This is a genomic window from Mycolicibacterium lutetiense, from assembly GCF_017876775.1.
In the GTDB taxonomy this organism is placed as follows: Bacteria; Actinomycetota; Actinomycetes; order Mycobacteriales; family Mycobacteriaceae; genus Mycobacterium; species Mycobacterium lutetiense.
Window position 1 is genome coordinate 966,761 of the sequence record NZ_JAGIOP010000002.1, and the last position, 24,159, is coordinate 990,919.

Genomic DNA, 24,159 nt, shown 5'->3' on the forward strand with positions numbered 1-24,159 from the left:
GAGATGAACATCGATCCCGAGATCGAGACGCTGCTGCCCGTACTGAATACCGGTTTCCCTGCCGTCGAGACGATGAGCGGTGCCGAGGCGAGGGCCGCCGTGCGGTCCCGGTATCGGGCACCGGATCACCCACAACCGATCGGGGCGGTCGAGGAGCGGACCATACCCGGGCCAGGGGGCGACATCCCGGTCCGGATCTATTGGCCGGCAGCGCCTTCCCACGCGCCGGCCCCGATGGTGGTATTCGCGCACGGCGGCGGGTTCGTGTTCTGTGACCTCGACACCCACGACGATCTGTGCCGATCGCTGTCCAATGGCATCGCGGCGATCGTGGTCTCCGTCGACTATCGGCTGGCACCGGAATCGCGGTGGCCGGCGGCGGTCGAGGACGTGTACGCCGCGGTGTGCTGGGCGGCGGGCGAGGCCGAACGGCTCGGCGGTGACGTGTCGAAGATCGTCGTCGCCGGCGACAGTGCCGGCGGCAATCTCGCCGCGGTGACCGCGATCCTGACCCGTGATCGCGGCGGACCGGACATCGCGTGTCAGGCCCTGCTGTATCCGGTGCTCGCCGCGGACTTCGACACCGAGTCGTACCGGAGATTCGATACCGGGTTCTACAACACCCGGGCCGCCATGACGTGGTACTGGGACCAGTACGTTCCTGAAGCCGGTGACCGCGCACATCCCCATGTCGCGCCGCTTCACGCAGACCTGCGCGGGCTACCGCAGGCGGTGGTCATCACCGCCGGCTTCGACCCGCTGCGCTCCGAAGGCGAAGAGTACGCCGAAGCGCTTGCCGCCCAGGGGGTTCCAGTGGTGCACCACGGTTACGCCGGCGCCATCCACGGGTTCATGACCATGCCGGCACTGACGCTGGCCGGTGAGGCCAAGAAGCGGGTGTGCACGGATATCCTCGCCGTACTGGAGGACTGAGGCCGACCGCTAGGTGGTCAGATCCTGGTGGATGTCGAAGCCCTTGTAGCCGGCTGCAGCGACCTCGGCGATGATCTCGCCGTATACGCCGAAGCCGCCGACGAACGGCATGAACACCCGCGGCTTACCCGGGATGTTTGCCCCGAGATACCACGAATTGGCCTGCGGCATCAGTGTTCCTGCGGCACGTCGGGTGCACTCGGCCACCCACTCGGCCGCGGCGTCCTCCCGGGCCTCGATCGCCGGAGCACCCTGGGCGTCGAGGTAGGCGATCGCATCGGCCACCCAATTCAGGTGCAGCTCCGAATGCAGCACCATGTTGGCCAGCACCGACGGCGCGCCCGGGCCGGCGATGTTGAAGACGTTCGGGAAGCCGGGGACACCCAGACCCAGGTAAGTGGCCGGCCCCTCGGACCACGCTTCGTTGAGGGTCCGACCACCCCGGCCCACCACGTTGAGCTTCTGGACCGAACCGGTCATCGCGTCGAATCCGGTGGCCAGTACCAACGCATCCACGTCGTAGTGTGTATCGGTGGTGTCGATACCCGAGGCGTCGATCCGCTCGATCGGCGTCGCCCGCAGATTCACCAACGCGACGTTGTGCCGGTTGAAGGTCTGGAAGTAGTTGTCGTCGGTGCAGATTCGCTTCGCGCCGATCGGATGATCCTTCGGGATCAGCACGTCGGCCACCGCCGGATCGTCGATCACCGAGCGCACCTTCTGCTCCCAGAACAGCCGGGCGGTGTCGTTGGCCTCGATGGTGACCAACTGGTCCGGGAAGGCCTTGGAGAACAACACCCCGCCCAGTTCCCAGCGCCGCTCGTAGGTCTGCTGCAGTTCGTCGACAGAGACGTCCAGGGCGGACTCGGGGTGGGGCTGATGCGGTGAGCCGCCGCCGCTGCGCATCGAGAGTCTGCGCCGCTCGGCGTATCCGGCCTTCTGCGCGGCCCGCGCCTCGTCATCGAGCGGAATGTTGCCGGCCGGCACGCTGTAGTTCGGGGTGCGCTGAAAGACGATGAGTTGTTCGGCCTGCTTGGCGAGATACGGGATCGCCTGGATACCCGAGGATCCGGTACCGATCACGCCGACCCGCTTGCCGGTGAAATCAACGCCTTCGTGCGGCCAGTGCGCGGTGTGATAAACCCCGCCCGCGAACGAATCGAGACCCTCGATCGCCGGGATGTTGGCATTCGACAGCGGCCCGACCGCCAGGATGCAGAAGCGCGCGGAGACCACGTCGCCCCGGTCGGTGCGAACCTCCCAGCGCATCGCCGACTCATCGAGCACCATGTCGGTCACTCGCGTCTCGAAAGAGATGTCGCGCCGCAGGTCGAACCGGTCGGCCACGTGGTTGAGGTACGCCAGGATCTCGGGCTGGGTGGCGTACTTCTCGGTCCAGTTCCACTCCTGTTCGAGGTCGGAGTCGAACGAGTAGGAGTAGTCGACGCTTTCGACGTCGCAGCGGGCACCCGGATAGCGGTTCCAGTACCAGACACCGCCCACGCCGTCGGCGGCCTCGAACACCCGGACCGAAAGGCCCTGCCCGCGAAGGCGATGCAGTGCGTACAGCCCGGCGAAGCCGGCCCCCACCACGACCACATCCACCGCATCGGTGGTTTGTTCGGCGGTACCCGACCGAGCTGGCTGCGCTGTCACTATCGATGCCTTTCGCTTCAATGTTCGGTGCGTCACGTTACGAACGACCGTGTGAAGCGGACACCAGTTGTCTCACTCACCGGTACAAGCCCCGCGACAACGACCCGAGGGGGTCCGTACCGTCGGATTCGTTCCCGGTTGCGTTCGATTCGCCGGCGGCCCGGATCCAGGGGTCGACGCCGGCACTTGAGGAAAGGAAGTTGTTGGGATGCAGGCAGATTCGGATGGCTTGTCGGATGTCGTAGCGATCGTCACCGGTGGCGCGCGCGGCCTCGGCGCATCCTTCGCCCGGCACATCGTCGCGCGTGGCGGCAAGGTGGTGGTCTCGGACGTGCTCGACGACGACGGCGCCGCGCTGGCGGCCGAGCTGGGCAGCGACGCGCGTTACGTCCACCTCGATGTCACCGACGCGGCGCAGTGGCAGTCCGCTGTCGAGCTCGCCCTGGCGGAGTTCGGCAAGCTGAACGGTCTGGTGAACAATGCCGGCATCTCTACCGGCCAGTTCATCGAGCACGAACCGCTCGCCCATTTCCGCACCGTTCTCGAGGTGAACCTGGTCGGGGTCTTCAACGGGCTGCAGGCGGTCATCGCCCCGATGCGCGCCTCGGGCGGGGGCTCCGTCGTCAACATCTCCTCGGCCGCCGGCCTGATGGGCCTGGCGCTGACGGCCGGCTACGGCGCGTCCAAATGGGGCGTGCGCGGGCTGAGCAAGATCGCCGCCGTCGAACTGGGACCCGACCGCATCCGGGTGAATTCGGTACATCCCGGTATGACCTACACGCCGATGACCGCGCAGATCGGTATTGCCCAGGGCGAGGGCAACTACCCCAACACCCCGATGGGCCGGGTCGGGGAGGCCGATGAGATCGCCGGCGCAGTAGGTTATCTGCTGTCCGGGGCGTCCACCTACGTCACCGGCGCCGAGATCGCCGTCGACGGCGGCTGGACCGCCGGTCCGACCGTGAAATACGTGATGGGACAGTGACAGCCATGAAACGACTTGAGAGCCGCCGGATCCTGGTGACCGGCGCCGGATCCGGCATCGGGCAGGCCACCACGCTGCGACTTCTCGACGAGGGTGCCGCAGTGGTCGGCGCCGACATCGCCTCCGAGGGTCTGGAGGCCACCCGGCAGAGCGCGCAACAGGCCGGCACCTCAGACCGCCTCACCGTGCTGACGATGGACATCGGCGACGAGGCATCGGTGGTCGACGGTGTGCGCACCGCGGTGGAGACGTTGGGCGGCCTCGACTCGGTGGTCAACGCCGCGGGCATCCTGCGCGCGGTGCACACCCACGAGATGAGCCTGGCGGCCTGGAACCAGATCATCGGCGTGAATCTCACCGGTACGTTCCTGGTGATCCGCGAGGCGCTGCCGGCGCTGCTGGAGAATCCGCAGAGTGCGATCGTGAACTTCAGTTCCACGTCGGCGGCGTTCGCCCACCCGTACATGGCGGCCTACGCGGCCAGCAAGGGCGGAATCCAGGCGATGACCCATGCTCTCGCCCTGGAATACGGCAAGCAGGGTCTGCGGGCGGTCTGTGTCGCGCCGGGCAGCATCAAGTCCGGGATCACCGACGCCACACCGGGACTCCTCCCCGCTGACAGCGACTGGTCGTTGTTCGCCAAGTTGTCGCCGATCATGCCGACCGACCTGGCCTCCGGTGGAGCCGGGATGGGTGACCCGTCCGCGGTCGCCGGGGTGATCGCCATGCTGGTGTCCGACGACGGCGCGTTCATCAGCGGCACCGAGATCCGCATCGACGGCGGTACCCACGCCTGATCACCGCGCCGTGAGGCTTGCGGCAGGGTTCCGCTGAGTGAGATTGTGGGGACTCAGTGTTCGACGTCCCAGGGGGCGCAGTGCCGGCATCCACCCGCAACGCATCATCACGACCGCGCGCCGAACCGGGTGACGCGGCCGTATCGATGGTGGATCGGGTCGCGCTGATCCTCAACGCCTTCGATGAACCCGGCAAGCACCTGCGGCTGGATCAGATCGCCGGCCGCACGGGGTTGCCCCGATCCTCGGTGCACCGGATTCTCAAACAGCTGCACAGCGCCGGCCTCCTGCAACATCGCCCCGACGGGTACGCGCTGGCCGCCTCCCCGCTGCCGGTGACCCGGATGATCGATCACTCACAGTTGCGCAGCGTGGCGTCACCGATCCTGTCCCGACTCCACGCCGACACCGGGCTGGTGGTTCACCTCGGGGTGCTCTTCGGCGGTGATGTCGTCTACCTCGACAAGGTGGCCGGACGTCACAGCGCGGTGGTGCCCACCCGCGTCGCGGGGCACTCGCCTGCGCATGCCAGCGCGCTGGGAAAGACGATGCTGGCCGAGCTTCCGGCCGAGGAGGTGGACGCCGTCCTGGGCCCGCGTCTGACCCGGTCCACCCGGTCCACCATCAGCGATCTGGAGACCCTGCACCGCGAACTCGCCCGGATCCGCTCCCGCCACGGGCTCGCCTACGACAACGAGGAGCTGGCGATCGGCCTGACCAGCGTGGCGGCGCCGCTGCGCTCTGCCGACGGTGAGGTGGCGGCGTTGTCGCTGACCGGTGCGGTTCCGTTGCATCGCCTGCAGCGAACCGCCCCGTTCGTGATCCGGGCGGCTCGGCACATCTCCCAGCAACTCGGTGCCGGACGCGGTAGTGCCCCGTCGGTCACCTCGCAGGCTCAGGCGACCGACAACATGCTGTCCCGCGTGCTGCGGACGCTCACCTCCGACGCCTGGGTCTGACGCCCCGCCGACTACCAGACGATCTCGTCGACCTCCATGCCGAACGAGTGACGGCCGACGAGCGCCAGCACCTGCTCCACGTTGCTGGCCACGTGGGTCTGCGCCGTCTGGACGTCGCGCCACACCCGTTCCACCAGCGAGTCGTCGGTGTCGCGGCCGCCGGCGTGCGCCGTGAATGCCCGGATCGCCGCGACGGCGCGCGCGGAGGCCAGCACCTGGTCGCGGCGCGATCGCAGCACCAGGTCGTTGCCCGGGGTCAGATCGGCACGCACACAGTCCATGAGGTCGCCCAGGTTGCGTTCGATCTGCCGGATCGACAACTCGAGATCGCTGCACGCCATGGCCACCGGGTCGACCGACGAACCGGACCGGGGCCGCAACGCGGAGAGAATGTTCTCGGCCGCGCCGAGCAGGGGCACCGTGCCCGTGTGGGTGTACATCGTCGGCTGCGGCAACCGGTACAGCGGAGCCAACGTGCCGAGCTGGTCCCCGCTGACCCAGCCGAACGTGCGGTACCGCGGCACGACCGCACCCGAGACGACGACGTCGTGCGCACCGATACCGCGCAATCCGATGCTGTTCCACGTCGATTCCACGACGTAGTCCCCACGCGGGATCAGTGCCACCAGGAAATCCTGGGCCGCACCGTCGTCACCGACCAGCACCGCGGCGGCCATCAGCCACGACGAATGCAGGATCCCGGTGCACCTGCTCCACCGGCCCGACAACCGGAACGCGTCACCCACGCGTTCGAGCCGACCGGTCGGGGCATACGACTCGCAGACCAGCGTCCGCGGATCCCGGCCCCAGACATCGCGCTGGGCGCGCTGATCGAACAGCGAGAGATGCCAGGTGTTGACACCCAACCACCCGGCCAGCCAGCCCGTGGAGGTACAGGCCGCGGACAGGTCCCGGGTGACCGCCAGGTACTCGGCCGGGTCGGCCTCCATCCCGCCGAAAGCCTTGGGCCGCAGCATCGCAAAGAACCCCGCATCGTGCAGGCCGGTGATCACCGCGGGGTCGATTTCCCCGGTGCGGTCGACATCGGCGGCCGCCGCGGCGATCGCCGGCAGTGCCTGGCGGACCGCGCCGCGCACGTTCTGCGTCATCGTTGCCGCCCTGTCCTGCCCGTCGGGTGTGTCACCATCGTGAATACCATTCGTCGCCCTCCCAGGAGGTCATATGGCCGAGCCGCCCGGCACATCCGGCGTCGAGCCCACCCTCTCGGCCGTTGAATCGATTGCCGTCGTGCGTGATTCGGAATCGAGTCGGTTGCTGCAGCCGGCCCGCTACGGCGGACGGGCGGTACCGCCGGCCGAATTCCTCGCGGCGGTGGGCGACCTCGCCGCGCGCGACGGATCGGCGGGGTGGTGTGCCGCCGCCCTCAACGCCGCGGCCTACGCGGTGGCCGGGCTGGGCGACGGTGCCGCCGAACAGGTGTGGCGTGACGACACCGGCGCATTGGTGACCGCCTGCGCAGCACCGACCGGGCGGTTGACCGCCGGCCGCGGGAAGTTTCGGCTGACCGGTCGCTGGGAATCGGTGACCGCTGCCGATGTCGTGGACTGGCTGCTGCTCGGCGCCCTCGACGGCGATTCGGTCCGGTATGTCCTTCTCCCCCGCGGTGTCGTACACGTGGACGGTGACGTCGGCCGGCGTGGCCTGGATGCGGCGGGTATCGGCGACGTCACGGTGTCCGACGCGGCGCTCGACCGGGGCTCGGTGTTTTCGCCACCACCACCGCCGTACCGGGTCCTTGCCGGGGCCGGTCAGGCCGCCGCCGTCGTCGGCGCCGCATCGGGCGTGTGGCAGGCGCACGTCGATCAGGTCCGCCGGCGGCTGTCCACCTCGTACGGCAGCGAGGACACCACCGAACTGACCGCCTCGGCGGTGCTGGTGGCAGCGGCGGAATCCGATATCGACGCGGCCCGGCTGCAACTCGACTCCGCGCTGACCGCCGATGCCGACGGGGCCGCCACCGCACTGCGTCAGGCCGTCACCCGCGCGCGCAACGCCGCCGACCAACTGCTCAGCAGCGGTAGTCGGCACGCGCTCGACGCGACGGACCCGGTGGCCCGCCGCTGGCTCGACGTCCTAGCCGGATACCGCCTGACGATCCGGAGCGTTCACGAGCCCACCATCGGCTGAACCCGCCCGCGCCGACAACTCGGCCAGGACCTTGGGCACCCGGTCGGCGATACCGTAGGGGTCCGCCACCTGATCACCACAGGTGAGCACACAGATCGCCATCTCGTCGCGGTAGCTCCACCCGGTGAAGTTCAGCCCCATCGGGAACACGATCGGCCCGGACGAGATCAGCTGCTCGATCGGTGCACCACCCCAGTACAGCGTCTCCTGCGGGCCGCGCATGTTGGACGCGATCAGGCTGAACATCGGGCGGCGCTTCATCTTGGCCCCGAGGATCGGCAGCACCCGCGAGTACAACCAGAACAGCGGCCAGTACTCCATCCAGTCATGCTGCAACCACGCGTCCCGCTCGGCCTGCACCTCACGTGCGGCCCGGGTCGCCGCCGCGACCGCCGCCAATCGCTCCACCGGGTCGGCGATGTGCGTGGCGAGCTCGACGTTCCAGCGCGCCACCTTGTTGCCCCACTCGACTTCGGTTTCGGTCGGGCGCATCGAGACGGGCACGACGGCGGTCAAGCTCTCGTCGTTGGCCTGTCCGCTGTCGGCCAGATAGTCGCGCAAGGCGCCGCCGCAGATGGTCAGGAAGACGTCGTTGACGGTGACGCCGAATGCCTTCGACACCTGCTTGATCTCCGTGACGTCGCAGCGCCGGTAGGCGAATCGACGGCTGGCCGAGAACGGTTCGTTGAACGGCATCGCCGGCGGGGTGAAAGCTTCTGCGTAACCGGGCTTTCCGGCCTTCTGTCGACGACGGATCACCCCGGTCACGGCCGCGGTGCGGGTGATGATGCTGGGGAAACGGGCCAACGCTGCGATCTGGTGCCGCAGTACCAGCGGCCACCAGATCCACGGTGCCGGTCGTTGCTCGTCCCGAAGTGGTGTCGACCCCGGCTGCGGGAGCGGGGTCGCCGGATCGGTGCTGTACAGGGTTTCGAGCAGGCGCAGCGATGCGGTGCCGTCCGCGACGGCGTGATGGATCTTGAGCACCAGGGCAACCCGGCCGTCTTTGAGACCCTCGACGTACCAGAGCTGCCAGGCCGGCCGGTCGCGGTCCAGCGCCACCTCGAAGATCTCGCCGATGGTCGCGGCGAGTTCCTCGTCACCGCCGGGTGCGGGCGCGGTGGTCCGCTGGACGTGATGCTCGAGGTCGATCTGCGGCCGCGATACCCACCACGGCCGGCCGAACCCCACCCGCGGAGCCAGCAGTTTCCACTGCATCGGTTCGATCTGATCGACCCAGCCCTGCACGGCGGTCTTGATCCGGTCGAAGGTGAGCGGTTCCGAAACCTGGTTGGGGTCCAGAACCACGGCCTTCATCGTGTGCTGCGGTTGGACCGAGCTCTCCCACGCCAGAAAGCTGTTGTCCTCACCCGTCAAACGCCGCATTTCACCCTCGCTTGTCCGGCCGCCGGTACGGCTCTTTCTGTGGCTGCCATCACTCTTATCCAATCGTGTGGCCCAGTAGACAAGCTGTCCCGCCCAGCGAGACTTCGGGACCCGCCGGCGGCTCGGTGCGACCTACCGTTTGCGGCATGAAGCGAGCCAATCCGCGCACATCCAGCCTCGCCGCCAAGGTCGACCGGGTCCGGGTCATCGCCCGCAGCATCGCCGTGCTGCGCGAGTCCGGCCTCTCCGGCGGAGCGGCCGACGGTATCCGGCAAGCCAAGCTGGTCCGCCAGTTCGGGGGCTTCGCCGCGGTGATCGAAAGCGCCGCCACCCGCGATCCCAACGCGATCGCCCTCACCGACGAATGGGGCGACGTGACGTTCGCCCAGCTCAACGGTCGGGTGAATGCACTTGCCCGGGCCTGGAATTCACGCGGCATCGGTGCGGGCGCGGTCATCGCAGCACTGTGCCGGGACCACCGTGGCCTGGTCACCATCCTGGCCGCGGCAGGCAAGGTCGGGGCACAGCTGCTGTTGATGAACACCGGGTTCGCCAAACCCCAACTCGCCGATGTCGCGGCCCGCGAAAAAGTCAACGTGTTGATCTACGACGAGGAGTTCACCGACCTCGTCAGCGCCGTCGATCTAGGCGTACGCCGCTTCCTGGCGTGGACCGACGAACCCTCGATATCCGATGTCGAGGGTTCCCTGGAAGGCCTGATCGCCGCCACGTCACCGGCCCCGGTCGCCGCACCCGCCAAGCCGGGTGGCATGACGCTGCTGACCAGCGGCACCACCGGCACACCCAAGGGCGCCCCGCGCGGCAAAACCTCTCCCCTGTTCTCCGCTCAGCTGCTGGACCGGGTCCCGCGCCGCCGCGGTCAGACCTGCATGCTCGCCGCACCGATGTTCCACGGCACCGGGCTCGGCCAGGCGGTGCTGTCGCTGGCGCTGGGCAACCGCCTGGTGCTGCGCCGTAAGTTCAACCCGGAAGAGACGCTGCGGGCGATCCAGAACGAGCGCTGTGACGTACTGGTGGTGGTGCCCACGATGCTGCAGCGAATCCTGGCTCTGCCCAAGGATGTTCGCGACAGCTACGATACGTCGTCGCTGAAGATCATCTTCGTGTCGGGCTCGGCCATGCCACCCGACCTGGTCGAGCGCACGCTCGCCGAGTTCGGCCCGGTCCTCTACAACCTCTACGGCTCAACCGAACTCGCGGTCATGACGGTGGCGATGCCCGAGGATCTGAAGCACGATCCGCGCACCGCGGGCCGGGCCCCGGTCGGATGCACTGTCCGCCTGCATGACTCGGAGGGCAACGAGATCACCGAACCGGGTGTGATCGGACGGGTTTTCGCCGGCAGCGACGTGAGCTTCGCCGGCTACACCGACGGCCGCACCAAAGAGTCGATCGGTGGGTTGCAGAGCAGCGGCGACGTCGGCCACTTCGACGACTCCGGAAGGCTCTACATCGACGGTCGCGACGACGACATGGTGATCTGCGGCGGGGAGAACGTCTACCCGCTGGAGGTCGAGAACCTGATCACCGCCCATCCCGAGGTCGACGAAGTGGCGGTGATCGGGGTCAGCGACGAGGATTTCGGTCAACGGCTCAATGCGTATGTGGTGCTGGTCGACGGAGCCACCGTGGGCGCCGATGAGATCAAGGACTACGTACGGGAGAACCTGGCCCGGTACAAGATTCCCCGCGATGTCGAGTTCCTGAACACGTTGCCCCGCAACGCCACCGGCAAGGTGTTGCGCGGCGAACTGACCGGGGGTTCTCGATGAGCGAGGTGAACATCCAGGGCGACACCATGAAGCGTGAGGTCGCCGGCCGGATGGGCGACGCATTCGCCCCGATCCTTCAGGGCGGCAGCGATCCCATCGCGGCGGCAGCCGAGGTGCGGGCCCGGCTCAAGGCCAGCCGCCGTCCGGCCCGGCCCATGCAAGTGGGCAACGTCTACGACCGGGCCATCCCCGGACCCGCCGGTGACATACCCGTGCGGATCTACCAACCCCTGGACCCCGCCGACTCCGGCACCGCTACGGATGCCGGCCTTCCCGTCCTCGTCTACTTCCACGGCGGCGGGTTCGTGCTGTGCGATCTCGACTCACACGACTCGTGTTGTCGCAGGCTCGCCAACGGCATCGGTGCCATCGTGGTGTCGGTCGACTACCGGCTCGCTCCTGAGCACCCCTACCCTGCCGCGGTCGAAGATGCCTGGGCGGCAACCGAATGGGCCGCCGCCCATGCCGTCGAGCTGGGCGGTGACCCGAGCCGGCTGGTGGTCGCAGGCGACAGTGCGGGCGGCAACCTGGCTGCCGTCGTCGCGATGACAGCCCGAGACCGTGGTGGCCCGGACATCGCGTTCCAGGTGCTGATCTATCCGGTGGTGGATCAGCGCCGCAAATCGTCGCTGTCCAGCCCGCACACCAAGAGCGGGGTGCTGACCGCCGAGCACATGCAGTGGTTCACCGCGCAGTATCTCGGCGGCAGCGGCGCCCAGGCCGAGGTGTCGGCATCGCCGATTCTCGGTGACATGACCGGGCTTCCGGATGCGCACGTGCTGACCGGCGCCCTGGATCCGCTGTGCGAGGAAGGCGAGGAGTACGCCCGCATGCTCGCCGCCGGCGGCGCGAACGTGAGCGTCCGGCGCTACGAGCGTGGCTTTCACGGGTTCTTCAACCTCGCCGATCACCTCCCCGCCGCGGCCGAGGCCACCGAAGACGTGTGCACCGTCGTCCGCGACGCCCTGAACAACTGCTCCGAAAACGACTGAAAGGCAACCGATGAAGCTGAGGAATTCCCGCGCTCTGGTCACCGGCGCGAGCCGCGGCCTGGGCAAGAGCATCGCCGAGGCGCTGGCCGCACGCGGCGTCGACGTCGCCGTGGTGGCACGTGACGCCGAATCACTCAACCTGCTCACCAAGGAGATCGGCGGCAAGGCGTACCCGACCGATCTGAGCGACCCGGCGGCCGTGGAGGGCCTCATCGACCGCGTCGAGGCCGACGGCCCCGTGGACATCGTGATCAACAACGCCGGTATCGACCACGTCGGCCGTTTCCACGAGATCCTCCCCGAGCAGATCCGTAACCTGCTGCAGGTCAACCTGGCAGCGCCGATGGACATCTGCCGGCAGGCGATTCCCGGCATGGTGCAGCGCGGGCGCGGCCACATCGTCAACGTGTCGTCGATGGGCGCCATCTCGCAGGGGCCCGGCCTGACCCTGTACGGCACGTCGAAGGCGGGGCTGAGCCACTTCACCGCAGGCATCCGCGGTGAGTTGCGGGGCAAGCCGGTCGGCACCACTCTCGTGCAGATCGGCGAGGTCAAAACCGACATGATCGACCACATCCGCGCATTCGGCCCCGCCCGTCGCACCATCGAGCGATCCATCCGCTGGCGGATGATCCCGCGCGAGTCGTTGGACCCGGTGGACGTTTCGGTAGCCATCGCCGAGGCGATCGAAAACAACCGCCGCCACGTCATCCTGCCGCGCAGCATCGTTCCGATGGCGAAGTTCACCGAGTTCCCCCGCCGCGTCTCCGAACTCATGCTGACCGGTATCGACCAGGACAACGACTGATGGCGGGAGTGGATCTGTCCGGCAAGGTTGCGATCGTCACCGGGGCCGCCCGCGGTCAGGGTGAAGCCGAGGCTCGGTTGTTCGCCGAGCTCGGCGCCCAGGTCGTCTTGACCGACGTCCTTGTCGAGGAGGGTGTGCGGGTCGCCGAATCCATCGGCCCCGCAGCCCGCTTCGTCCGCCACGACGTCAGCAGCGAAAAAGATTGGTACGCCACGGTCGATACCGCGATGACGGAGTTCAGTCGGGTCGACGTGCTGGTCAACAACGCCGCCATCTGCAGGGTGGTGCCGCTGGCCGAACAGACTGCCGAAGACTTCGAGCAGATGCTGCGGGTCAACCTCATCGGCGCGTTCCTCGGCATGCAGGCCGTCACCGGACCGATGAAGACGGCCGGCGGCGGATCGATCGTCAACATCTCGTCTCAGGCGGGTATTCAGGGGCTGGCCGGCTACACGGCGTACGGCGCGTCCAAGTGGGGTTTGCGCGGCATGTCCAAGGTCGCGGCAATCGAGCTGGGTCCGATCGGCATTCGGGTCAACACGGTCTACCCGGGCATGATCGACACCCCGATGATCGCCCATCTCGAGGTGGGACGCGGTCTCGGCGGCCACCCCGGTGCGCCGCTGACCCGGGTCGGCACGCCAGAAGAGGTTGCCGAAGTCGTCGCGTTCCTCGCCTCGGATGCATCGTCGTACATCACCGGCGCCGATCTGACCGTCGACGGTGGCGCCAGTGCGGGCCGGATCCCGGTGACCCCGGTCCACACCGACTGAGCCCGAGCCAGATTTGACGGCTCGGTCCACTGGACCAACAGCGGCCACGTCGGGTTCACCTGGTCGCGGTAAGCGCGGGATCTGGTGGGCCGGCGGTTGCGCACCGCGCTGTGCGCAGAGCAGCGCCGCTAGCCCACCACACCCTCACTGTCCGGGCAGCACCAGGATCTTGACGTGCGCCTCTGGGTCGCGCAGCGCCTCGAACGCATCGCCCAAGCCATCCAGGCCGACCCGACCGGTGATGATCGCGTCGGCGTCGATCTCGCCCGCCGCCAGCCGTGCCAGCACCTTCTCGTAGGCCCGGTCGTAGGGGCCGTGCCCGAAATTGATCGCGATCTGCCGCATCTGCGCGACCACCGGGATGATGGTCTCCTCGGCGAACGGCGAGGCCACCACCTGGATGCGCGAACCCCACGGCAGCGTGTGGGTCAGCGAGTTGAGGGTGCCCACCCGTCCGCTGCACTCGTAGGCGATCAGGAGGCCCTGCGGATCGGCCCGGGCGGTCTTCCCACTGCCCAGCAACTCGTTGTAGAGCGCAATCGGATCCTGCTCATTGGGGTCGACGACGATGTCGGCGCCCATCTTCGCGGCCAGCTCGCGGCGCTTGGGTGACGGCTCCGAGGCGATGACGGTGTGCGCGCCGGCAGCCTTGGCGGCCAGGATCGTGCCCAGACCGATCGATCCGCACCCGATCACCAAGGCGGTGTCCGCCGGCGTCAGACCGGACTGCTGCATGTGCATCTCGCCGACGTGGAGCGGCTCGGCCAGGGCGGCGTGCTCCAGCGACAGGCCGTCGGGCACGTGCCGGACCCAGAAGGCGTCAACGATGATGAATTCGCCGAAGGCCCCGTGGTATTCGTTCGAATAGCCGATGATCGTCGGCATCCCGGTGCCTTGCTCCGTGGTGATGCCAAGCCCGGTGACCCGGTCGCCCTCAGCGAAATCCTCGACACCCGGACCGGTTTCGACGACAGTGCCGGCCCACTCGTGACCGAGCACCACCGGACGGGTGGCATCGAACACCGCGAACGGGTAGCCCGCACCAGCGGCCACCTCGACGAACCGGCACGGATCCTTGGACATGCTCAGATCGCTGCCGCAGATGCCGCAGGCGGCAACCTTGATGCGCAGTTGCCCGGGCCCGGCGACTGGCGGTTCGGCGACATCGGCGACGGTGAATCGACCGTCGAAGTACTCCGCCGCGCGCATCACGCCCCCTGCCCGGCGAGCTGCTCGGCAGGCTGGCCGTAATAGTCGGTGTGCGCCTTGGTGATTGCGCCGATCAGGCCACCGAGGAGGTACTCGCTGTTGTCCTCGGCGAACTGCAGGCTGGCCTGCCGGCCGACATTGCGTTTCTTGAAGTGCGGGACGACTTCCGAGGCGAACAACTCGTAGCTGCGCTTGGTGTCCTCCCAACTGGCCATGTCCACGTGCATGATCAGCAGGGTGCCGAATCCGCCGGTCTTCTCGATGAGGCGCTCGATCTGTGCGATCGCGTCCTCGGGCGTGCCGATGATGATCTGGCCGAACTCGCCCAGATTTTCGGTGCGCCACTGGTTGATGATGCCCTCGGGGGTCTGCGCCCAATCGGGGGTGATGCCCTGCTGCCGGTTGACGTATTCGGCAATGGCATGGATCCGGCGGCTGACGGCCCGTTCGGCCTCAGCCCGGGATTCGGCGATGAACATCGGATTGACCAGGCGCCAGGAGGAGCGGTCCGCCTGATGGCCGTTCTCGGCCGAAACCTTCTCGTACACACCCCAGTTGCGGTCGAGCACGTCGAAACCGCTCGGCGAGCTGGCGGCCAGCGACAGCAGGGACAACCCGTGCGTGCCGGCGAGCACCGACCCGTTCGGCGAGATGGTCGAGGCGGTCGCCACTTCGATGCCCGCAGGATCATAGGTCGGCAGCTGGGCCCGCGCATCGCGCAGGGTGAACCAATCGGTCTCCATGTTGACGACCTCGCCGCGGAGCAGTCGCAGCACCGCCTCCAGTGCCTCGCCCTGCATGCGGCGCTGGTCGATCGGGTTGATCCCCATCATGTGCGCGTCCAGCGGGATCTTGCCCGGCCCGGTGCCGACGATCAGCCGCCCACGGGTCTGCAGATCGAGTTGGGTGATGCGGTCCGCGGTGATCAGCGGATGGTGGTAAGGCAGCGACATCACGCCGGTGCCGAACCGGATGCGCTCGGTGCGCTCGGCCGCTGCCGCGATGAACACGTCTGGCGCAGGAACGATTTCGGACCCGGTCGAGTGGTGCTCGCCCATCCAGGCCTCCTCGAAACCGAGATGGTCGAGGTGCTCCATCAGGTCGATGTCGCGGCGCAGCTGCAGCGCGGGATCAGCGTTGAGGGGGTGGTAGGGCGCCAGGAATGCCCCGAACTTGATCGAACTCGGATTCCACATGTCCGGGACGCTATCCGGATCGGTTGATTGGATCAAGTGATCCAGAAATTTGGCCGCGAAAGCTCCCGCTGGGTAGAACGGTTCAGTTCAGGAACCGAGCAGCCGATCGACCCCGCCGACGACGAAACTCACCAGGTCTTCGTAGAAGTCCCGCAGTTCAGCCTCGTCCAGGCGGCTCCCTTTGCGGCGCCATTCGTCGGCCCGGCTCAGCGCCTGGATGAAGTTCATGATCGAGATGGCCCAGCGCAGTTCCAGGCGCGCCGGGTCCGAGTCGGGAAACGTCCGCTGCACCTGAGCGAACAGTTCGTCGGGCAGGTGCTGCTCGGCGTCGAGCATCACCGGGTGGTTCTCCTGCGAGATCTGGGCGATTATCTTGATCCACCGCATCCCCCGGACCCGGTGGCGGAGCAACAGTTTCAGATAAGGCTCGGTGACCGCGCGGACAAGGGCGTCAGCCCTCGGCGCGACAGGGTCGGACGCGAGCAGCGCCACGTTGGCCGCGATCTCGTCGCGCACCGGCGCACCGACATCGGTGAGTACCGCGCGCAGCAGGTCGTCCTTGGATCCGAAGTGGTAGTGCACCGAGGCCGCGCCGAGCCCCGCGGCCGCGTTGACCGCCCGGACCGACACCGCATCCACCCCCTGGGCGGCGAACAATCGTTCGGCAGCCTTCACCAGGCGCAGCCGCGTGGCCGCGCCCTGCCGATTCTGGGCCGCGACAGACACCCGACGAGCATGTCACGCACCGAGCGGGCTGCTGAGCTGCGCTCTACGACGACGGCGTGTCGCCTGCCAACGGCGCGAACCGCCCCTCGGCGTCGGGCACATAGGCCGTGGTGGTCATCACAGCGTCCACGGGCAGCGGACCGTACAGATGCGGGAACAGCATCGCGTCGGGGTCCGTCGGAACCCCCGGTTCCCAACGCACCGGATCCGTCAGCTTCGCCGGATCGATGTGCAGCAGCACCAGGTCGCCGCGCCCGGAGTAGAGCCGGTTCGCCGGCAGATGCACCTGCTCAGGAGCCGACAGGTGGACGAAGCCCTGCCCGCTCAGCGAGTCCGGACGGTGTTCGCCACTGCGCTGGGCCGTCGCCCAATCCTCGGCACTGCACAAGTGAACCAGGACCCGCGGCGATGGATGCACGGTGTCAGCTTGCCCGGCCAGCAACACGGCGGCCAAGTGAGACACGACACACCGGTGAACCCCTGGGGAACAAGGCCGGAATCCAAAACGTCTGACACAGTAGACATACGCAATCAAGGCGCCTTTGCCGAGATGCGCAGAGCAGAAGACGGAGGAGCCGTGAACGCAACTCTGACCAGTCCAGAGCTAATCAGAGCCGACCGTTGCGATCGTTGCGGTGCGGCCGCGCGCGTGCGTGCGAAGCTGCCCTCGGGGGCCGAGCTGCTCTTCTGCCAGCACCACGCCAACGAGCACGAGGCAAAGCTTGTCGAGCTGGCCGCAGTGCTGGAGACCAGCGCGGCAGACGCCTGACCGCCACCGGCCGACACCACCCGCCTGGGCAGGAGCACGTTCCGTCAGTAATGCTTGACTGGTCATGACTCGCCAGCCACTTCCCGTACCTCCATCACGCCACCACGTCTGGCACATCACTCGACGCACACTGTCGAAGAGCTGGGACGATTCCATCTTCTCGGAGTCGGCGCAGGCGGCGTTCTGGTGCGCGTTGTCATTGCCTCCGCTGCTGCTGGGGATGCTGGGCAGCTTGGCCTACATCGCACCGATGTTCGGGCCGGAAACCCTGCCGACGATCCAGGATCAGCTGATCAACGCGGCGAACAGCTTCTTCTCCCCCAACGTCGTCAACGAGATCATCGAACCGACGATCCGCGACATCGTGAAGGGCGCCCGCGGCGAGGTGGTGTCGGTCGGTTTCGTGATCTCGTTGTGGGCCGGGTCGTCGGCCGTATCGGCCTTCGTGGACTCGATCGTGGAGGCGCACGATCAGACACTGCTGCGGCATCCGGTGCGTCAGCGGTTCTATGCGCTGGGCCTCTACGTGATCATGCTGGTCTCTGCGATCGGGGTGGCTCCGCTTCTGGCGCTCGGGCCGCGGGCGATCTCCGAGCACATCCCCGACACCTGGGACAACGTGCTGCGCTACGGGTACTACCCGGCATTGTTCCTCGCCGTATTCGTCGGCGTGACCGTGCTGTACCGGGTCTCGCTGCCCGCTCCGATTCCGACCCACCGCCTGATGCTCGGCGCCATCCTGGCGACCGTGGTGTTCCTGGTCGCCACGTTCGGGCTGCGGATCTACCTGACCTGGATCACCAGCACGGGTTACACCTATGGCGCGCTGGCGACGCCGATCGCATTCTTGCTGTTCGCGTTCTTCCTGGGATTCGCCATCATGCTCGGCGCCGAACTCAACGCGGCGATCCAAGAGGAGTGGCCGGCGTCGGATACCCACGCCAGGAGACTGCGGGAATGGCTGGGCGACAAAGCTCTCAACGGCAGCGCCCAGGCACCGGACGAAACACCCACTCCCGTGCCGGTACCCGAGGCCGCCGAGCCGCCGCCACGGCCGCCTACTGCTTGAGTGATTCGTAGATCTTCTTGCAATCCGGGCACACCGGGGAGCCGGGCTTGGCTGACTTCGTCACCGGGAACACCTCGCCGCACAGCGCGACCACATGCGTACCCATGACGGCGCTTTCGGCGATCTTGTTCTTCTTGACGTAGTGGAAGAACTTGGGGGTGTCGTCGTCGGTCCCGTCGTCGACGCGTTCGTCGGTGTCCGGGCGCTCGATGGTCTGGGTCTCCATATCCCTATTGTGCCTGGCTGCGATGCATAGGGAAATCCACCTGCCACCATCGGGCGCAGGTGTGGAACAGTAGAAGCATGAAACAAAGCCACGAGCTGAGTTTCGACGACGATTTCGGCGACGATTTCGGCAAGGAAGCCCGCCCGGTTCTCATCACCCAAGCCGCACCCGCCTACGAAGTGCAGCACCGCCAGCGCGTCCGCAAGTACCTCACGCTGATGGCGTTCCGTATCCCGGCGCTGCTCCTGGCCGCTCTCGCCTACAACATCTGGGAGAACGGGCTCATCTCCCTGGCGATCATCGTGGCGTCGATACCGCTGCCGTGGATCGCGGTACTGATCGCCAACGATCGTCCCCCGCGTTCGGCCGAGGAACCGCGGCGTTACGCCGGTCGCCGCGAGCGGATTCCACTGTTCCCCACCGCGGAGCGCCCAGCGTTACAGAGTGACGCGGTTCTGCCACCGCAACCGGACCCCGTGCGGTCCGACCACGATGACCCCAGCTGAGCGGCTTCTTTAGCCATTCTCAGGACATTCTCAGGTCGTTCCGGAAAAACCGCAGCTCAGCGGGCATGAATCCGGGGATCAGCGGGAACTCTCATGGCACCTACGACGTTGTAGTGCATGACAGTTCGAGCTGATCAGGAGGCCGCCATGGCAAATGCCACCACAAGCCGCGTCGACAGTGATCTGGACGCCCAGAGCCCTGCCGCCGACCTCGTGCGCGTGTATCTGAACGGCATTGGCAAAACGGCGTTGCTCAACGCCGCCGATGAAGTAGAACTCGCCAAGCGCATCGAGGCGGGCTTGTACGCCCAGCACGTGCTCAACACCAAGAAGCGCCTGGGCGAGAACCGCAAACGCGACCTGGCCACCGTCGTCCGCGACGGTGAGGCAGCACGCCGGCACCTGCTGGAGGCCAACCTCCGCCTCGTGGTGTCGCTGGCCAAGCGCTACACGGGACGCGGCATGCCACTGCTGGACCTGATCCAGGAAGGAAACCTGGGCCTGATCCGCGCGATGGAGAAGTTCGACTACGCCAAGGGTTTCAAGTTCTCCACCTACGCCACCTGGTGGATCCGGCAGGCCATCACTCGTGGGATGGCGGACCAGAGCCGCACCATCCGCCTGCCCGTCCACCTGGTGGAGCAGGTCAACAAGCTGGCCCGGATCAAGCGGGAGATGCACCAGAACCTCGGCCGCGAGGCCACCGACGAGGAACTGGCCGAGGAGTCGGGGATCCCGGTCGAGAAGATCAACGACCTGCTCGAGCACAGCCGCGACCCGGTGAGCCTGGATATGCCGGTCGGCACCGACGAGGAAGCCCCGCTGGGCGACTTCATCGAGGACGAGAACGCGATGTCGGCCGAGAACGCCGTCATCTCCGAGCTGCTGCACACCGACATCCGCCACGTGCTGGCCACGCTCGACGAGCGTGAGCAGCAGGTGATCCGCCTGCGGTTCGGCCTCGACGATGGCCAGCCCCGCACGCTGGATCAGATCGGCAAGCTGTTCGGTTTGTCTCGCGAGCGGGTCCGCCAGATCGAGCGTGAGGTGATGTCCAAGCTCCGCAACGGCGAGCGGGCCGATCGCCTGCGCTCCTACGCCAGCTAGACCTTTTCCCGATACGCCCCGCCGGTTCTCCGGCGGGGCGTATCGGGCATCCGGGTGTTGCCGGGGCCTCACCAGCCGGTGGCAGGCCGATGTCCTGGGGTTTCACCTTGTTGTGTGAGGTGCCCGACGCCCCGATGTTGCGCCGCAGTTCAAGCGCTGGGAACGGTAGACTGTGCGGTGACGTTTGGGCTGGGGAAGGCGCGCATGAACGATCTGGTCGACACCACCGAGATGTACCTGCGGACGATCTACGACCTCGAAGAAGAGGGCGTGGTGCCGTTGCGTGCCCGCATCGCCGAAAGGCTCGACCAAAGTGGTCCGACGGTCAGCCAGACGGTATCGCGCATGGAACGCGATGGTCTGCTGCATGTCGCGGGCGACCGCCACCTGGAACTGACCGACAAGGGCCGCGCCCTCGCTGTTGCCGTGATGCGCAAGCACCGGCTGGCCGAGCGGTTGCTCGTCGATGTGATCGGGTTGCCGTGGGAGGAAGTCCACGCCGAAGCATGCCGGTGGGAGCACGTGATGAGCGAGGACGTGGAGCGGCGCCTGGTGCAGGTGCTCGACAACCCCACCACCTCGCCGTTCGGCAACCCCATCCCGGGCCTGTCGGACCTCGGCGTCGGCGCGGCGGGCTACGACGATGTCAGCCTGGTCCGGCTCACCGAACTCCCGGTCGGACTGCCGGTCGCCGTGGTGGTCCGCCAGCTCACCGAACACGTGCAGGGCGACACCGAGCTCATCAGTCGACTCAAGGATGCCGGCGTGGTGCCGAATGCGCGGGTCACCGTCGAGGCCAACGACCACGGTGGCGTGATGATCGTGATCCCGGGGCACGAGCAGGTCGAGCTTCCCCATCACATGGCGCACGCGGTTCGCGTCGAGAAGGTCTAGCCACTCACCCGGCCCTGCGCCGCCACGTCCGTCGAGGCGGCAGCTGCACGCCGAGCTGTTCGGCCAGCCGATAGCCGGTGACCGCCAGCTCGCGGATGCGCTCCGGTCGCATGCCCGCCTGCAGCGCGGTGTCGAGCATGCCGGCCATCCGGTGCGTCGGCCGCGCCTCCAACGCGGCGTCGAGCGATACCCCGGCCAGCGGCCCGTCACCCCGTGCATAAGCGGAAAACGCCAGTAGGACAAGCGCTTCGGCGCGCCACGGGTCGGGCAGATTGCGGGCCAACAGCGCCCACAACGCTTCGGCCTGCTCGGCGCACTCCCCGACCGCCAGCGCATAGAGCGTGTCGCGGACCCTGGGATCGGACAACCCCACGGCCAACCGCGCCAACTCGGTACCACCGGGTCGATCTCCCTCGGCGACCTGCACCGCCGCCCGCATCGCGGCCTCGACATCACCGCGCACCTCGACGTCGGGCCGGGTTTCCGGATACCCGGGCCGCTGCGTCACGAGAGCCAACGGGCGCTTCATCGAGTCACGGCCGACCGGATCCGGCCGAATCACCTGCAGCAGCTCATCACGGCTGGCATAGAGCCGACGACCATCCAGCACCGCGGCAGCCGCCAGCGGCGAAGCACCCGGGTCATCCACCCACCCCTGTTCGCCACAACCGTCTGCGCAGTGCCAGAACCCCCCGGCAGCCACTTTGTCCACCACATGCGCGGCGTAGAGCCGGATGCCGTCGGCGGCAAGGGTCTGGTCCAACACCGCTGCCAATTCGCGGTAGCGGTCATCGCACACCCGGCAGTCCCTACTGTCGCCGTCCACCACCACGGCGATCACCGCGTCCGCTCCGGCCGAAGCCGCGAGGTCGACCAGGTGCTCGACGCGTTCGGTCATGTCATCGGCCAGATCGGCACGCATGACGCAGCCCATCTCGCCCCGGTCGACGGTGACCAGGACAAGGCTCTTGTGCGGAACGAAGCCGAGCACCGCGGGCAGCGCGGCGATCAGCGCACCGGGACGGTTGAGGTGGAAGTCGAACTCGGGCGAGGAAGGCGATGGTGTTGTCATGGCCCGACGGTGCCAACGTGCGCCGTCACGAACCGCCGCCCGAACCGGGCGGTTGCGGCCGGTTGGGGATGAATCCCGCGCTGGGGATAGCCCAGGCTACGAGCAGTCGGATCCGGGGGCCGAGGGCGCCGCGTCGCCGGGACCGCCGGCCTCGGCACGGGCCAGCAACCGGGCGATCCGGTCATCGAAATTCGGCGAATAGGACACATCGTCGTCGCAGCCGCCACCGTCGAGCCCGCCGACCAACCCGGTCACCGTTGAATCGGAAACCCATGGGGCACCGCTGAAACCGTCGGTCAGGCCCGCACAGGCCAGAGACGGAAACCCCAGCGGTGACGACTCGGCCGCACCTCGACAGGCCAGCGGGCTGCCGCCTTCACCCATCGGGTAACCGGTCACCGTCACCGGCGTTCCCGTCGCAGGGGCCGACCCGAGGGCCAGTCCACCGCCGGCCGCGGACATCAGGCTTGCCCCGGAATCCCCGGTCACCCGCACGATCGCGTAATCGGCTTCGGGATCCTGTTCGGCGAGCCAACGTGAGTCCAGATAGACCGTGCTGACGTGCCAGGTGTCACCGGCGCCGGCACCGAAACCAGGCACGAAGGTGGTGTCGACGCCGTCGAGCAGGCAGTGCGCGGCCGTCAGGATGAGGTCCGCCGACGCGCTCGCCAAGACCGAGCCGCTGCAGGTGTGCGTCGTGGTGTCGCCCAGGAACAACGCCCCCACCCGCCGATCCGGCGTCACCGATTCGGCACCGGCCTGCGACAACGCGCTGACCGCGGCCGCCGAACTGCTCGGCGCGGCCGACACGGGATGGGCGGCCGCTCCGCTGGTTGTGGTGCCGGGGAACGTGCAGGCCGCGGTCGCGGCAGCCAGCACGACTGCCGCGACGGTGAACTTCGCCATCCGGGTCCCACGCATCATCACGATTTTGCCCGATCGCGGAGATCACCGCCGGGATGCCTGCCCAGGCCCGGCGTGTTCGAACGCACAGGCGGGGCGGAACGAACCCGCCGACCGGGCATGCGGGACACTAGATGACACGGCGGTAGGCCGTCACCGCGTCCTACCGCAGCGAGGAGACAAAGCGAGATGACCGACAGCACCGACACCCCCGATCAGCACTACCAGCCCGACCAGAGCGGCATGTACGAGCTCGAGTTCCCGGCTCCGCAGCTGTCGTCGTCCGATGGCCGCGGCCCGGTGCTGATCCACGCCTTGGAGGGGTTCTCCGATGCCGGCCACGCGATCCGACTGGCCGCCGAGCATCTCAAGGACACCCTCGACACCGAACTGGTGGCCTCCTTCGCCATCGACGAGCTGCTCGACTATCGGTCGCGCCGGCCGCTGATGACGTTCAAGACCGACCATTTCACCAGCTACGAAGAACCCCAGCTGAACCTGTACGCGCTGCACGACGACGTGGGGACACCGTTTCTGCTGTTGGCCGGCCTGGAGCCGGACCTGCGGTGGGAACGGTTCATCACTGCGGTGCGACTGCTCGCCGGACAACTGGGCGTGCGACAGGTGATCGGGCTGGGCACAATTCCGATGGCGGTGCCCCACACCCGCCCGGTCATGCTCACCGCGCACGCCAACAACAAGGACCTGATCGTCGACCACACCCCGTGGGTCGGCGAAGTCCAGGTCCCGGCGAGCGTTTCCAACCTGCTGGAATTCCGCATGGCCCAGCACGGGCATGAGGTGGTGGGCTACACCGTGCACGTGCCGCACTACCTGGCGCAGACGGCCTATCCGCCGGCCGCCGAGGCGCTGCTGGCCGAAGTGGCCCGGACCGGTTCGCTAGAACTGCCGCTGGGCAAACTGTCCGAGGCCGGGGCCGAGGTGTACAGCAAGATCAACGAGCAGGTCGAGGCCAGCGACGAGGTGGCTCAGGTGGTGACCGGCTTGGAGCGCCAGTACGATGCGTTCGTTGCCGCACAGGAAAATCGGTCTCTGCTGGCGCGCGACGAGGAACTGCCCAGCGGTGACGAGTTGGGAGCCGAGTTCGAACGGTTCCTCGCCCAGCAGGCCGGTGACAAGCACAAAGACGACAAGTACAAAGACGGACGGGACGGCTTCGGCGACGGCTTCCCGAACGGCGACAACCACTCATAGGAAGCCCGACGCCGGGCCGAGGGCGAGGTTGACCAGC

Annotated in this window: 25 protein-coding genes; 15 read left to right on the plus strand and 10 right to left on the minus strand. The window is 67.6% G+C overall.

Annotated features, from left to right (window positions below; all coding sequences use genetic code 11):
* Window positions 1-3: 3 nt before the first annotated feature.
* The gene (locus JOF57_RS13955; RefSeq protein WP_209917346.1) at window positions 4-933 is read left to right on the plus strand and encodes a LipP1 family hormone-sensitive lipase; all 930 of its coding nucleotides are present in this window, start codon (window positions 4-6) and stop codon (window positions 931-933) included.
* A 9-nt stretch (window positions 934-942) separates the two neighbouring features.
* On the opposite strand, the gene JOF57_RS13960 is transcribed toward JOF57_RS13955, so the two are convergent.
* Entirely contained in the window at window positions 943-2,589 is a 1,647-nt protein-coding gene (locus JOF57_RS13960) for a flavin-containing monooxygenase (RefSeq protein ID WP_307870018.1), read from the minus strand.
* A 208-nt stretch (window positions 2,590-2,797) separates the two neighbouring features.
* Between JOF57_RS13960 and JOF57_RS13965 the strand changes: the two genes are divergently transcribed.
* From JOF57_RS13965 to JOF57_RS13975, 3 genes are all read left to right on the plus strand, one after another.
* Window positions 2,798-3,574 carry an SDR family oxidoreductase gene (locus JOF57_RS13965; protein WP_209917347.1) on the plus strand — a complete coding sequence of 259 codons (777 nt, stop codon included), beginning with the start codon at window positions 2,798-2,800 and terminating at the stop codon, window positions 3,572-3,574.
* Window positions 3,575-3,579: 5 nt separating this feature from the next.
* A complete protein-coding gene (locus JOF57_RS13970) occupies window positions 3,580-4,371 on the plus strand; it encodes an SDR family NAD(P)-dependent oxidoreductase (RefSeq protein WP_209917349.1) in 792 nt (263 codons plus the stop codon).
* Between the two features lie 80 nt (window positions 4,372-4,451).
* The gene (locus tag JOF57_RS13975; RefSeq protein WP_307870019.1) at window positions 4,452-5,330 is read left to right on the plus strand and encodes an IclR family transcriptional regulator; all 879 of its coding nucleotides are present in this window, start codon (window positions 4,452-4,454) and stop codon (window positions 5,328-5,330) included.
* Window positions 5,331-5,341: 11 nt separating this feature from the next.
* On the opposite strand, the gene JOF57_RS13980 is transcribed toward JOF57_RS13975, so the two are convergent.
* Complete coding sequence (locus tag JOF57_RS13980; protein WP_209917350.1) at window positions 5,342-6,439, minus strand: acyl-CoA dehydrogenase family protein; 1,098 nt, start codon at window positions 6,437-6,439, stop codon at window positions 5,342-5,344.
* Between the two features lie 73 nt (window positions 6,440-6,512).
* Here JOF57_RS13980 and JOF57_RS13985 point away from each other — a divergent pair, with 73 nt between their 5' ends.
* Window positions 6,513-7,478 carry an acyl-CoA dehydrogenase family protein gene (locus JOF57_RS13985; RefSeq protein ID WP_209917352.1) on the plus strand — a complete coding sequence of 322 codons (966 nt, stop codon included), beginning with the start codon at window positions 6,513-6,515 and terminating at the stop codon, window positions 7,476-7,478.
* Here JOF57_RS13985 and JOF57_RS13990 read toward each other — a convergent pair.
* Window positions 7,425-8,864, minus strand: a complete 1,440-nt coding sequence (locus JOF57_RS13990; RefSeq protein ID WP_209917355.1) for a wax ester/triacylglycerol synthase family O-acyltransferase — start codon at window positions 8,862-8,864, stop codon at window positions 7,425-7,427. The two genes, JOF57_RS13985 and JOF57_RS13990, sit on opposite strands and share 54 nt — an antisense overlap.
* 146 nt (window positions 8,865-9,010) lie before the next feature.
* Between JOF57_RS13990 and JOF57_RS13995 the strand changes: the two genes are divergently transcribed.
* From JOF57_RS13995 to JOF57_RS14010, 4 genes are read left to right on the plus strand one after another with little or no spacing between them, the layout of a single operon-like run.
* Window positions 9,011-10,657, plus strand: coding sequence for an AMP-binding protein (locus JOF57_RS13995; protein WP_209917356.1), 1,647 nt, complete (start codon window positions 9,011-9,013; stop codon window positions 10,655-10,657).
* Window positions 10,654-11,649: an alpha/beta hydrolase gene (locus JOF57_RS14000; RefSeq protein ID WP_209917358.1), complete on the plus strand. Its 996-nt coding sequence runs from the start codon at window positions 10,654-10,656 to the stop codon at window positions 11,647-11,649. The genes JOF57_RS13995 and JOF57_RS14000 overlap by 4 nt, the downstream gene beginning before the upstream one ends.
* Window positions 11,650-11,659: 10 nt before the next feature.
* Window positions 11,660-12,457 carry an SDR family NAD(P)-dependent oxidoreductase gene (locus JOF57_RS14005; RefSeq protein ID WP_209917360.1) on the plus strand — a complete coding sequence of 266 codons (798 nt, stop codon included), beginning with the start codon at window positions 11,660-11,662 and terminating at the stop codon, window positions 12,455-12,457.
* Window positions 12,457-13,230 (plus strand): glucose 1-dehydrogenase, encoded by a 774-nt coding sequence (locus JOF57_RS14010; protein WP_209917362.1) that lies wholly within the window; start codon window positions 12,457-12,459, stop codon window positions 13,228-13,230. The genes JOF57_RS14005 and JOF57_RS14010 overlap by 1 nt, the downstream gene beginning before the upstream one ends.
* A gap of 144 nt (window positions 13,231-13,374) precedes the next feature.
* On the opposite strand, the gene JOF57_RS14015 is transcribed toward JOF57_RS14010, so the two are convergent.
* The 4 genes from JOF57_RS14015 to JOF57_RS14030 form a co-directional block, all read right to left on the minus strand.
* A complete protein-coding gene (locus tag JOF57_RS14015; protein ID WP_209923354.1) occupies window positions 13,375-14,439 on the minus strand; it encodes an alcohol dehydrogenase catalytic domain-containing protein in 1,065 nt (354 codons plus the stop codon).
* Entirely contained in the window at window positions 14,439-15,635 is a 1,197-nt protein-coding gene (locus JOF57_RS14020) for an LLM class flavin-dependent oxidoreductase (RefSeq protein ID WP_209917365.1), read from the minus strand. Before JOF57_RS14020 ends, JOF57_RS14015 begins: the two co-directional genes overlap by 1 nt.
* An 87-nt stretch (window positions 15,636-15,722) precedes the next feature.
* Window positions 15,723-16,361 (minus strand): TetR/AcrR family transcriptional regulator, encoded by a 639-nt coding sequence (locus JOF57_RS14025; RefSeq protein ID WP_209917367.1) that lies wholly within the window; start codon window positions 16,359-16,361, stop codon window positions 15,723-15,725.
* A gap of 43 nt (window positions 16,362-16,404) precedes the next feature.
* On the minus strand, window positions 16,405-16,824 hold the full coding sequence (locus JOF57_RS14030; RefSeq protein ID WP_407666570.1) for a DUF952 domain-containing protein: 420 nt from the start codon (window positions 16,822-16,824) through the stop codon (window positions 16,405-16,407).
* 114 nt (window positions 16,825-16,938) lie between these two features.
* On the opposite strand from JOF57_RS14030, the gene JOF57_RS14035 reads away from it, so the two are divergent.
* Together JOF57_RS14035 and JOF57_RS14040 are read left to right on the plus strand one after the other, a co-directional pair.
* Window positions 16,939-17,130, plus strand: coding sequence for a DUF7455 domain-containing protein (locus JOF57_RS14035; RefSeq protein WP_209917369.1), 192 nt, complete (start codon window positions 16,939-16,941; stop codon window positions 17,128-17,130).
* 64 nt (window positions 17,131-17,194) lie between these two features.
* Window positions 17,195-18,199 (plus strand): YihY/virulence factor BrkB family protein, encoded by a 1,005-nt coding sequence (locus JOF57_RS14040; protein WP_209917371.1) that lies wholly within the window; start codon window positions 17,195-17,197, stop codon window positions 18,197-18,199.
* Here JOF57_RS14040 and JOF57_RS14045 read toward each other — a convergent pair.
* Complete coding sequence (locus JOF57_RS14045; protein ID WP_209917373.1) at window positions 18,189-18,425, minus strand: DUF3039 domain-containing protein; 237 nt, start codon at window positions 18,423-18,425, stop codon at window positions 18,189-18,191. The genes JOF57_RS14040 and JOF57_RS14045 overlap by 11 nt on opposite strands.
* A 77-nt stretch (window positions 18,426-18,502) precedes the next feature.
* Here JOF57_RS14045 and JOF57_RS14050 point away from each other — a divergent pair, with 77 nt between their 5' ends.
* The 3 genes from JOF57_RS14050 (at window position 18,503) to JOF57_RS14060 (ending at window position 20,932) form a co-directional block, all read left to right on the plus strand.
* Window positions 18,503-18,931 carry a DUF3099 domain-containing protein gene (locus tag JOF57_RS14050; protein ID WP_209917375.1) on the plus strand — a complete coding sequence of 143 codons (429 nt, stop codon included), beginning with the start codon at window positions 18,503-18,505 and terminating at the stop codon, window positions 18,929-18,931.
* 117 nt (window positions 18,932-19,048) lie between these two features.
* Window positions 19,049-20,038, plus strand: a complete 990-nt coding sequence (locus tag JOF57_RS14055) for a sigma-70 family RNA polymerase sigma factor (RefSeq protein WP_264032965.1) — start codon at window positions 19,049-19,051, stop codon at window positions 20,036-20,038.
* 204 nt (window positions 20,039-20,242) lie between these two features.
* Window positions 20,243-20,932, plus strand: a complete 690-nt coding sequence (locus tag JOF57_RS14060) for an iron-dependent transcriptional repressor DtxR (RefSeq protein ID WP_209917377.1) — start codon at window positions 20,243-20,245, stop codon at window positions 20,930-20,932.
* Window positions 20,933-20,936: 4 nt separating this feature from the next.
* Here JOF57_RS14060 and JOF57_RS14065 read toward each other — a convergent pair whose 3' ends face one another.
* Both JOF57_RS14065 and JOF57_RS14070 read right to left on the minus strand, forming a co-directional pair.
* Window positions 20,937-22,004, minus strand: a complete 1,068-nt coding sequence (locus tag JOF57_RS14065) for a DUF4192 domain-containing protein (RefSeq protein ID WP_209917379.1) — start codon at window positions 22,002-22,004, stop codon at window positions 20,937-20,939.
* 96 nt (window positions 22,005-22,100) lie between these two features.
* Entirely contained in the window at window positions 22,101-22,928 is an 828-nt protein-coding gene (locus JOF57_RS14070; protein ID WP_209917381.1) for a trypsin-like serine peptidase, read from the minus strand.
* Between the two features lie 168 nt (window positions 22,929-23,096).
* Between JOF57_RS14070 and JOF57_RS14075 the strand changes: the two genes are divergently transcribed.
* Entirely contained in the window at window positions 23,097-24,122 is a 1,026-nt protein-coding gene (locus JOF57_RS14075; protein ID WP_209917383.1) for a proteasome assembly chaperone family protein, read from the plus strand.
* Window positions 24,123-24,159 lie beyond the last annotated feature (37 nt).

Coding starts and splice junctions, on each gene's coding strand:
- JOF57_RS13955 (WP_209917346.1), top strand. CDS start 4: ATGAACATCGATCCCGAGATCGAGACGCTGCTGCCCGTACTGAATACC.
- JOF57_RS13965 (WP_209917347.1), top strand. CDS start 2,798: ATGCAGGCAGATTCGGATGGCTTGTCGGATGTCGTAGCGATCGTCACC.
- JOF57_RS13970 (WP_209917349.1), top strand. CDS start 3,580: ATGAAACGACTTGAGAGCCGCCGGATCCTGGTGACCGGCGCCGGATCC.
- JOF57_RS13980 (WP_209917350.1), bottom strand. CDS start 6,439: ATGACGCAGAACGTGCGCGGCGCGGTCCGCCAGGCACTGCCGGCGATC.
- JOF57_RS13985 (WP_209917352.1), top strand. CDS start 6,513: ATGGCCGAGCCGCCCGGCACATCCGGCGTCGAGCCCACCCTCTCGGCC.
- JOF57_RS13990 (WP_209917355.1), bottom strand. CDS start 8,864: ATGCGGCGTTTGACGGGTGAGGACAACAGCTTTCTGGCGTGGGAGAGC.
- JOF57_RS13995 (WP_209917356.1), top strand. CDS start 9,011: ATGAAGCGAGCCAATCCGCGCACATCCAGCCTCGCCGCCAAGGTCGAC.
- JOF57_RS14000 (WP_209917358.1), top strand. CDS start 10,654: ATGAGCGAGGTGAACATCCAGGGCGACACCATGAAGCGTGAGGTCGCC.
- JOF57_RS14005 (WP_209917360.1), top strand. CDS start 11,660: ATGAAGCTGAGGAATTCCCGCGCTCTGGTCACCGGCGCGAGCCGCGGC.
- JOF57_RS14010 (WP_209917362.1), top strand. CDS start 12,457: ATGGCGGGAGTGGATCTGTCCGGCAAGGTTGCGATCGTCACCGGGGCC.
- JOF57_RS14015 (WP_209923354.1), bottom strand. CDS start 14,439: ATGCGCGCGGCGGAGTACTTCGACGGTCGATTCACCGTCGCCGATGTC.
- JOF57_RS14020 (WP_209917365.1), bottom strand. CDS start 15,635: ATGTGGAATCCGAGTTCGATCAAGTTCGGGGCATTCCTGGCGCCCTAC.
- JOF57_RS14040 (WP_209917371.1), top strand. CDS start 17,195: ATGACTCGCCAGCCACTTCCCGTACCTCCATCACGCCACCACGTCTGG.
- JOF57_RS14045 (WP_209917373.1), bottom strand. CDS start 18,425: ATGGAGACCCAGACCATCGAGCGCCCGGACACCGACGAACGCGTCGAC.
- JOF57_RS14050 (WP_209917375.1), top strand. CDS start 18,503: ATGAAACAAAGCCACGAGCTGAGTTTCGACGACGATTTCGGCGACGAT.
- JOF57_RS14055 (WP_264032965.1), top strand. CDS start 19,049: ATGACAGTTCGAGCTGATCAGGAGGCCGCCATGGCAAATGCCACCACA.
- JOF57_RS14060 (WP_209917377.1), top strand. CDS start 20,243: ATGAACGATCTGGTCGACACCACCGAGATGTACCTGCGGACGATCTAC.
- JOF57_RS14065 (WP_209917379.1), bottom strand. CDS start 22,004: ATGACAACACCATCGCCTTCCTCGCCCGAGTTCGACTTCCACCTCAAC.
- JOF57_RS14070 (WP_209917381.1), bottom strand. CDS start 22,928: ATGATGCGTGGGACCCGGATGGCGAAGTTCACCGTCGCGGCAGTCGTG.
- JOF57_RS14075 (WP_209917383.1), top strand. CDS start 23,097: ATGACCGACAGCACCGACACCCCCGATCAGCACTACCAGCCCGACCAG.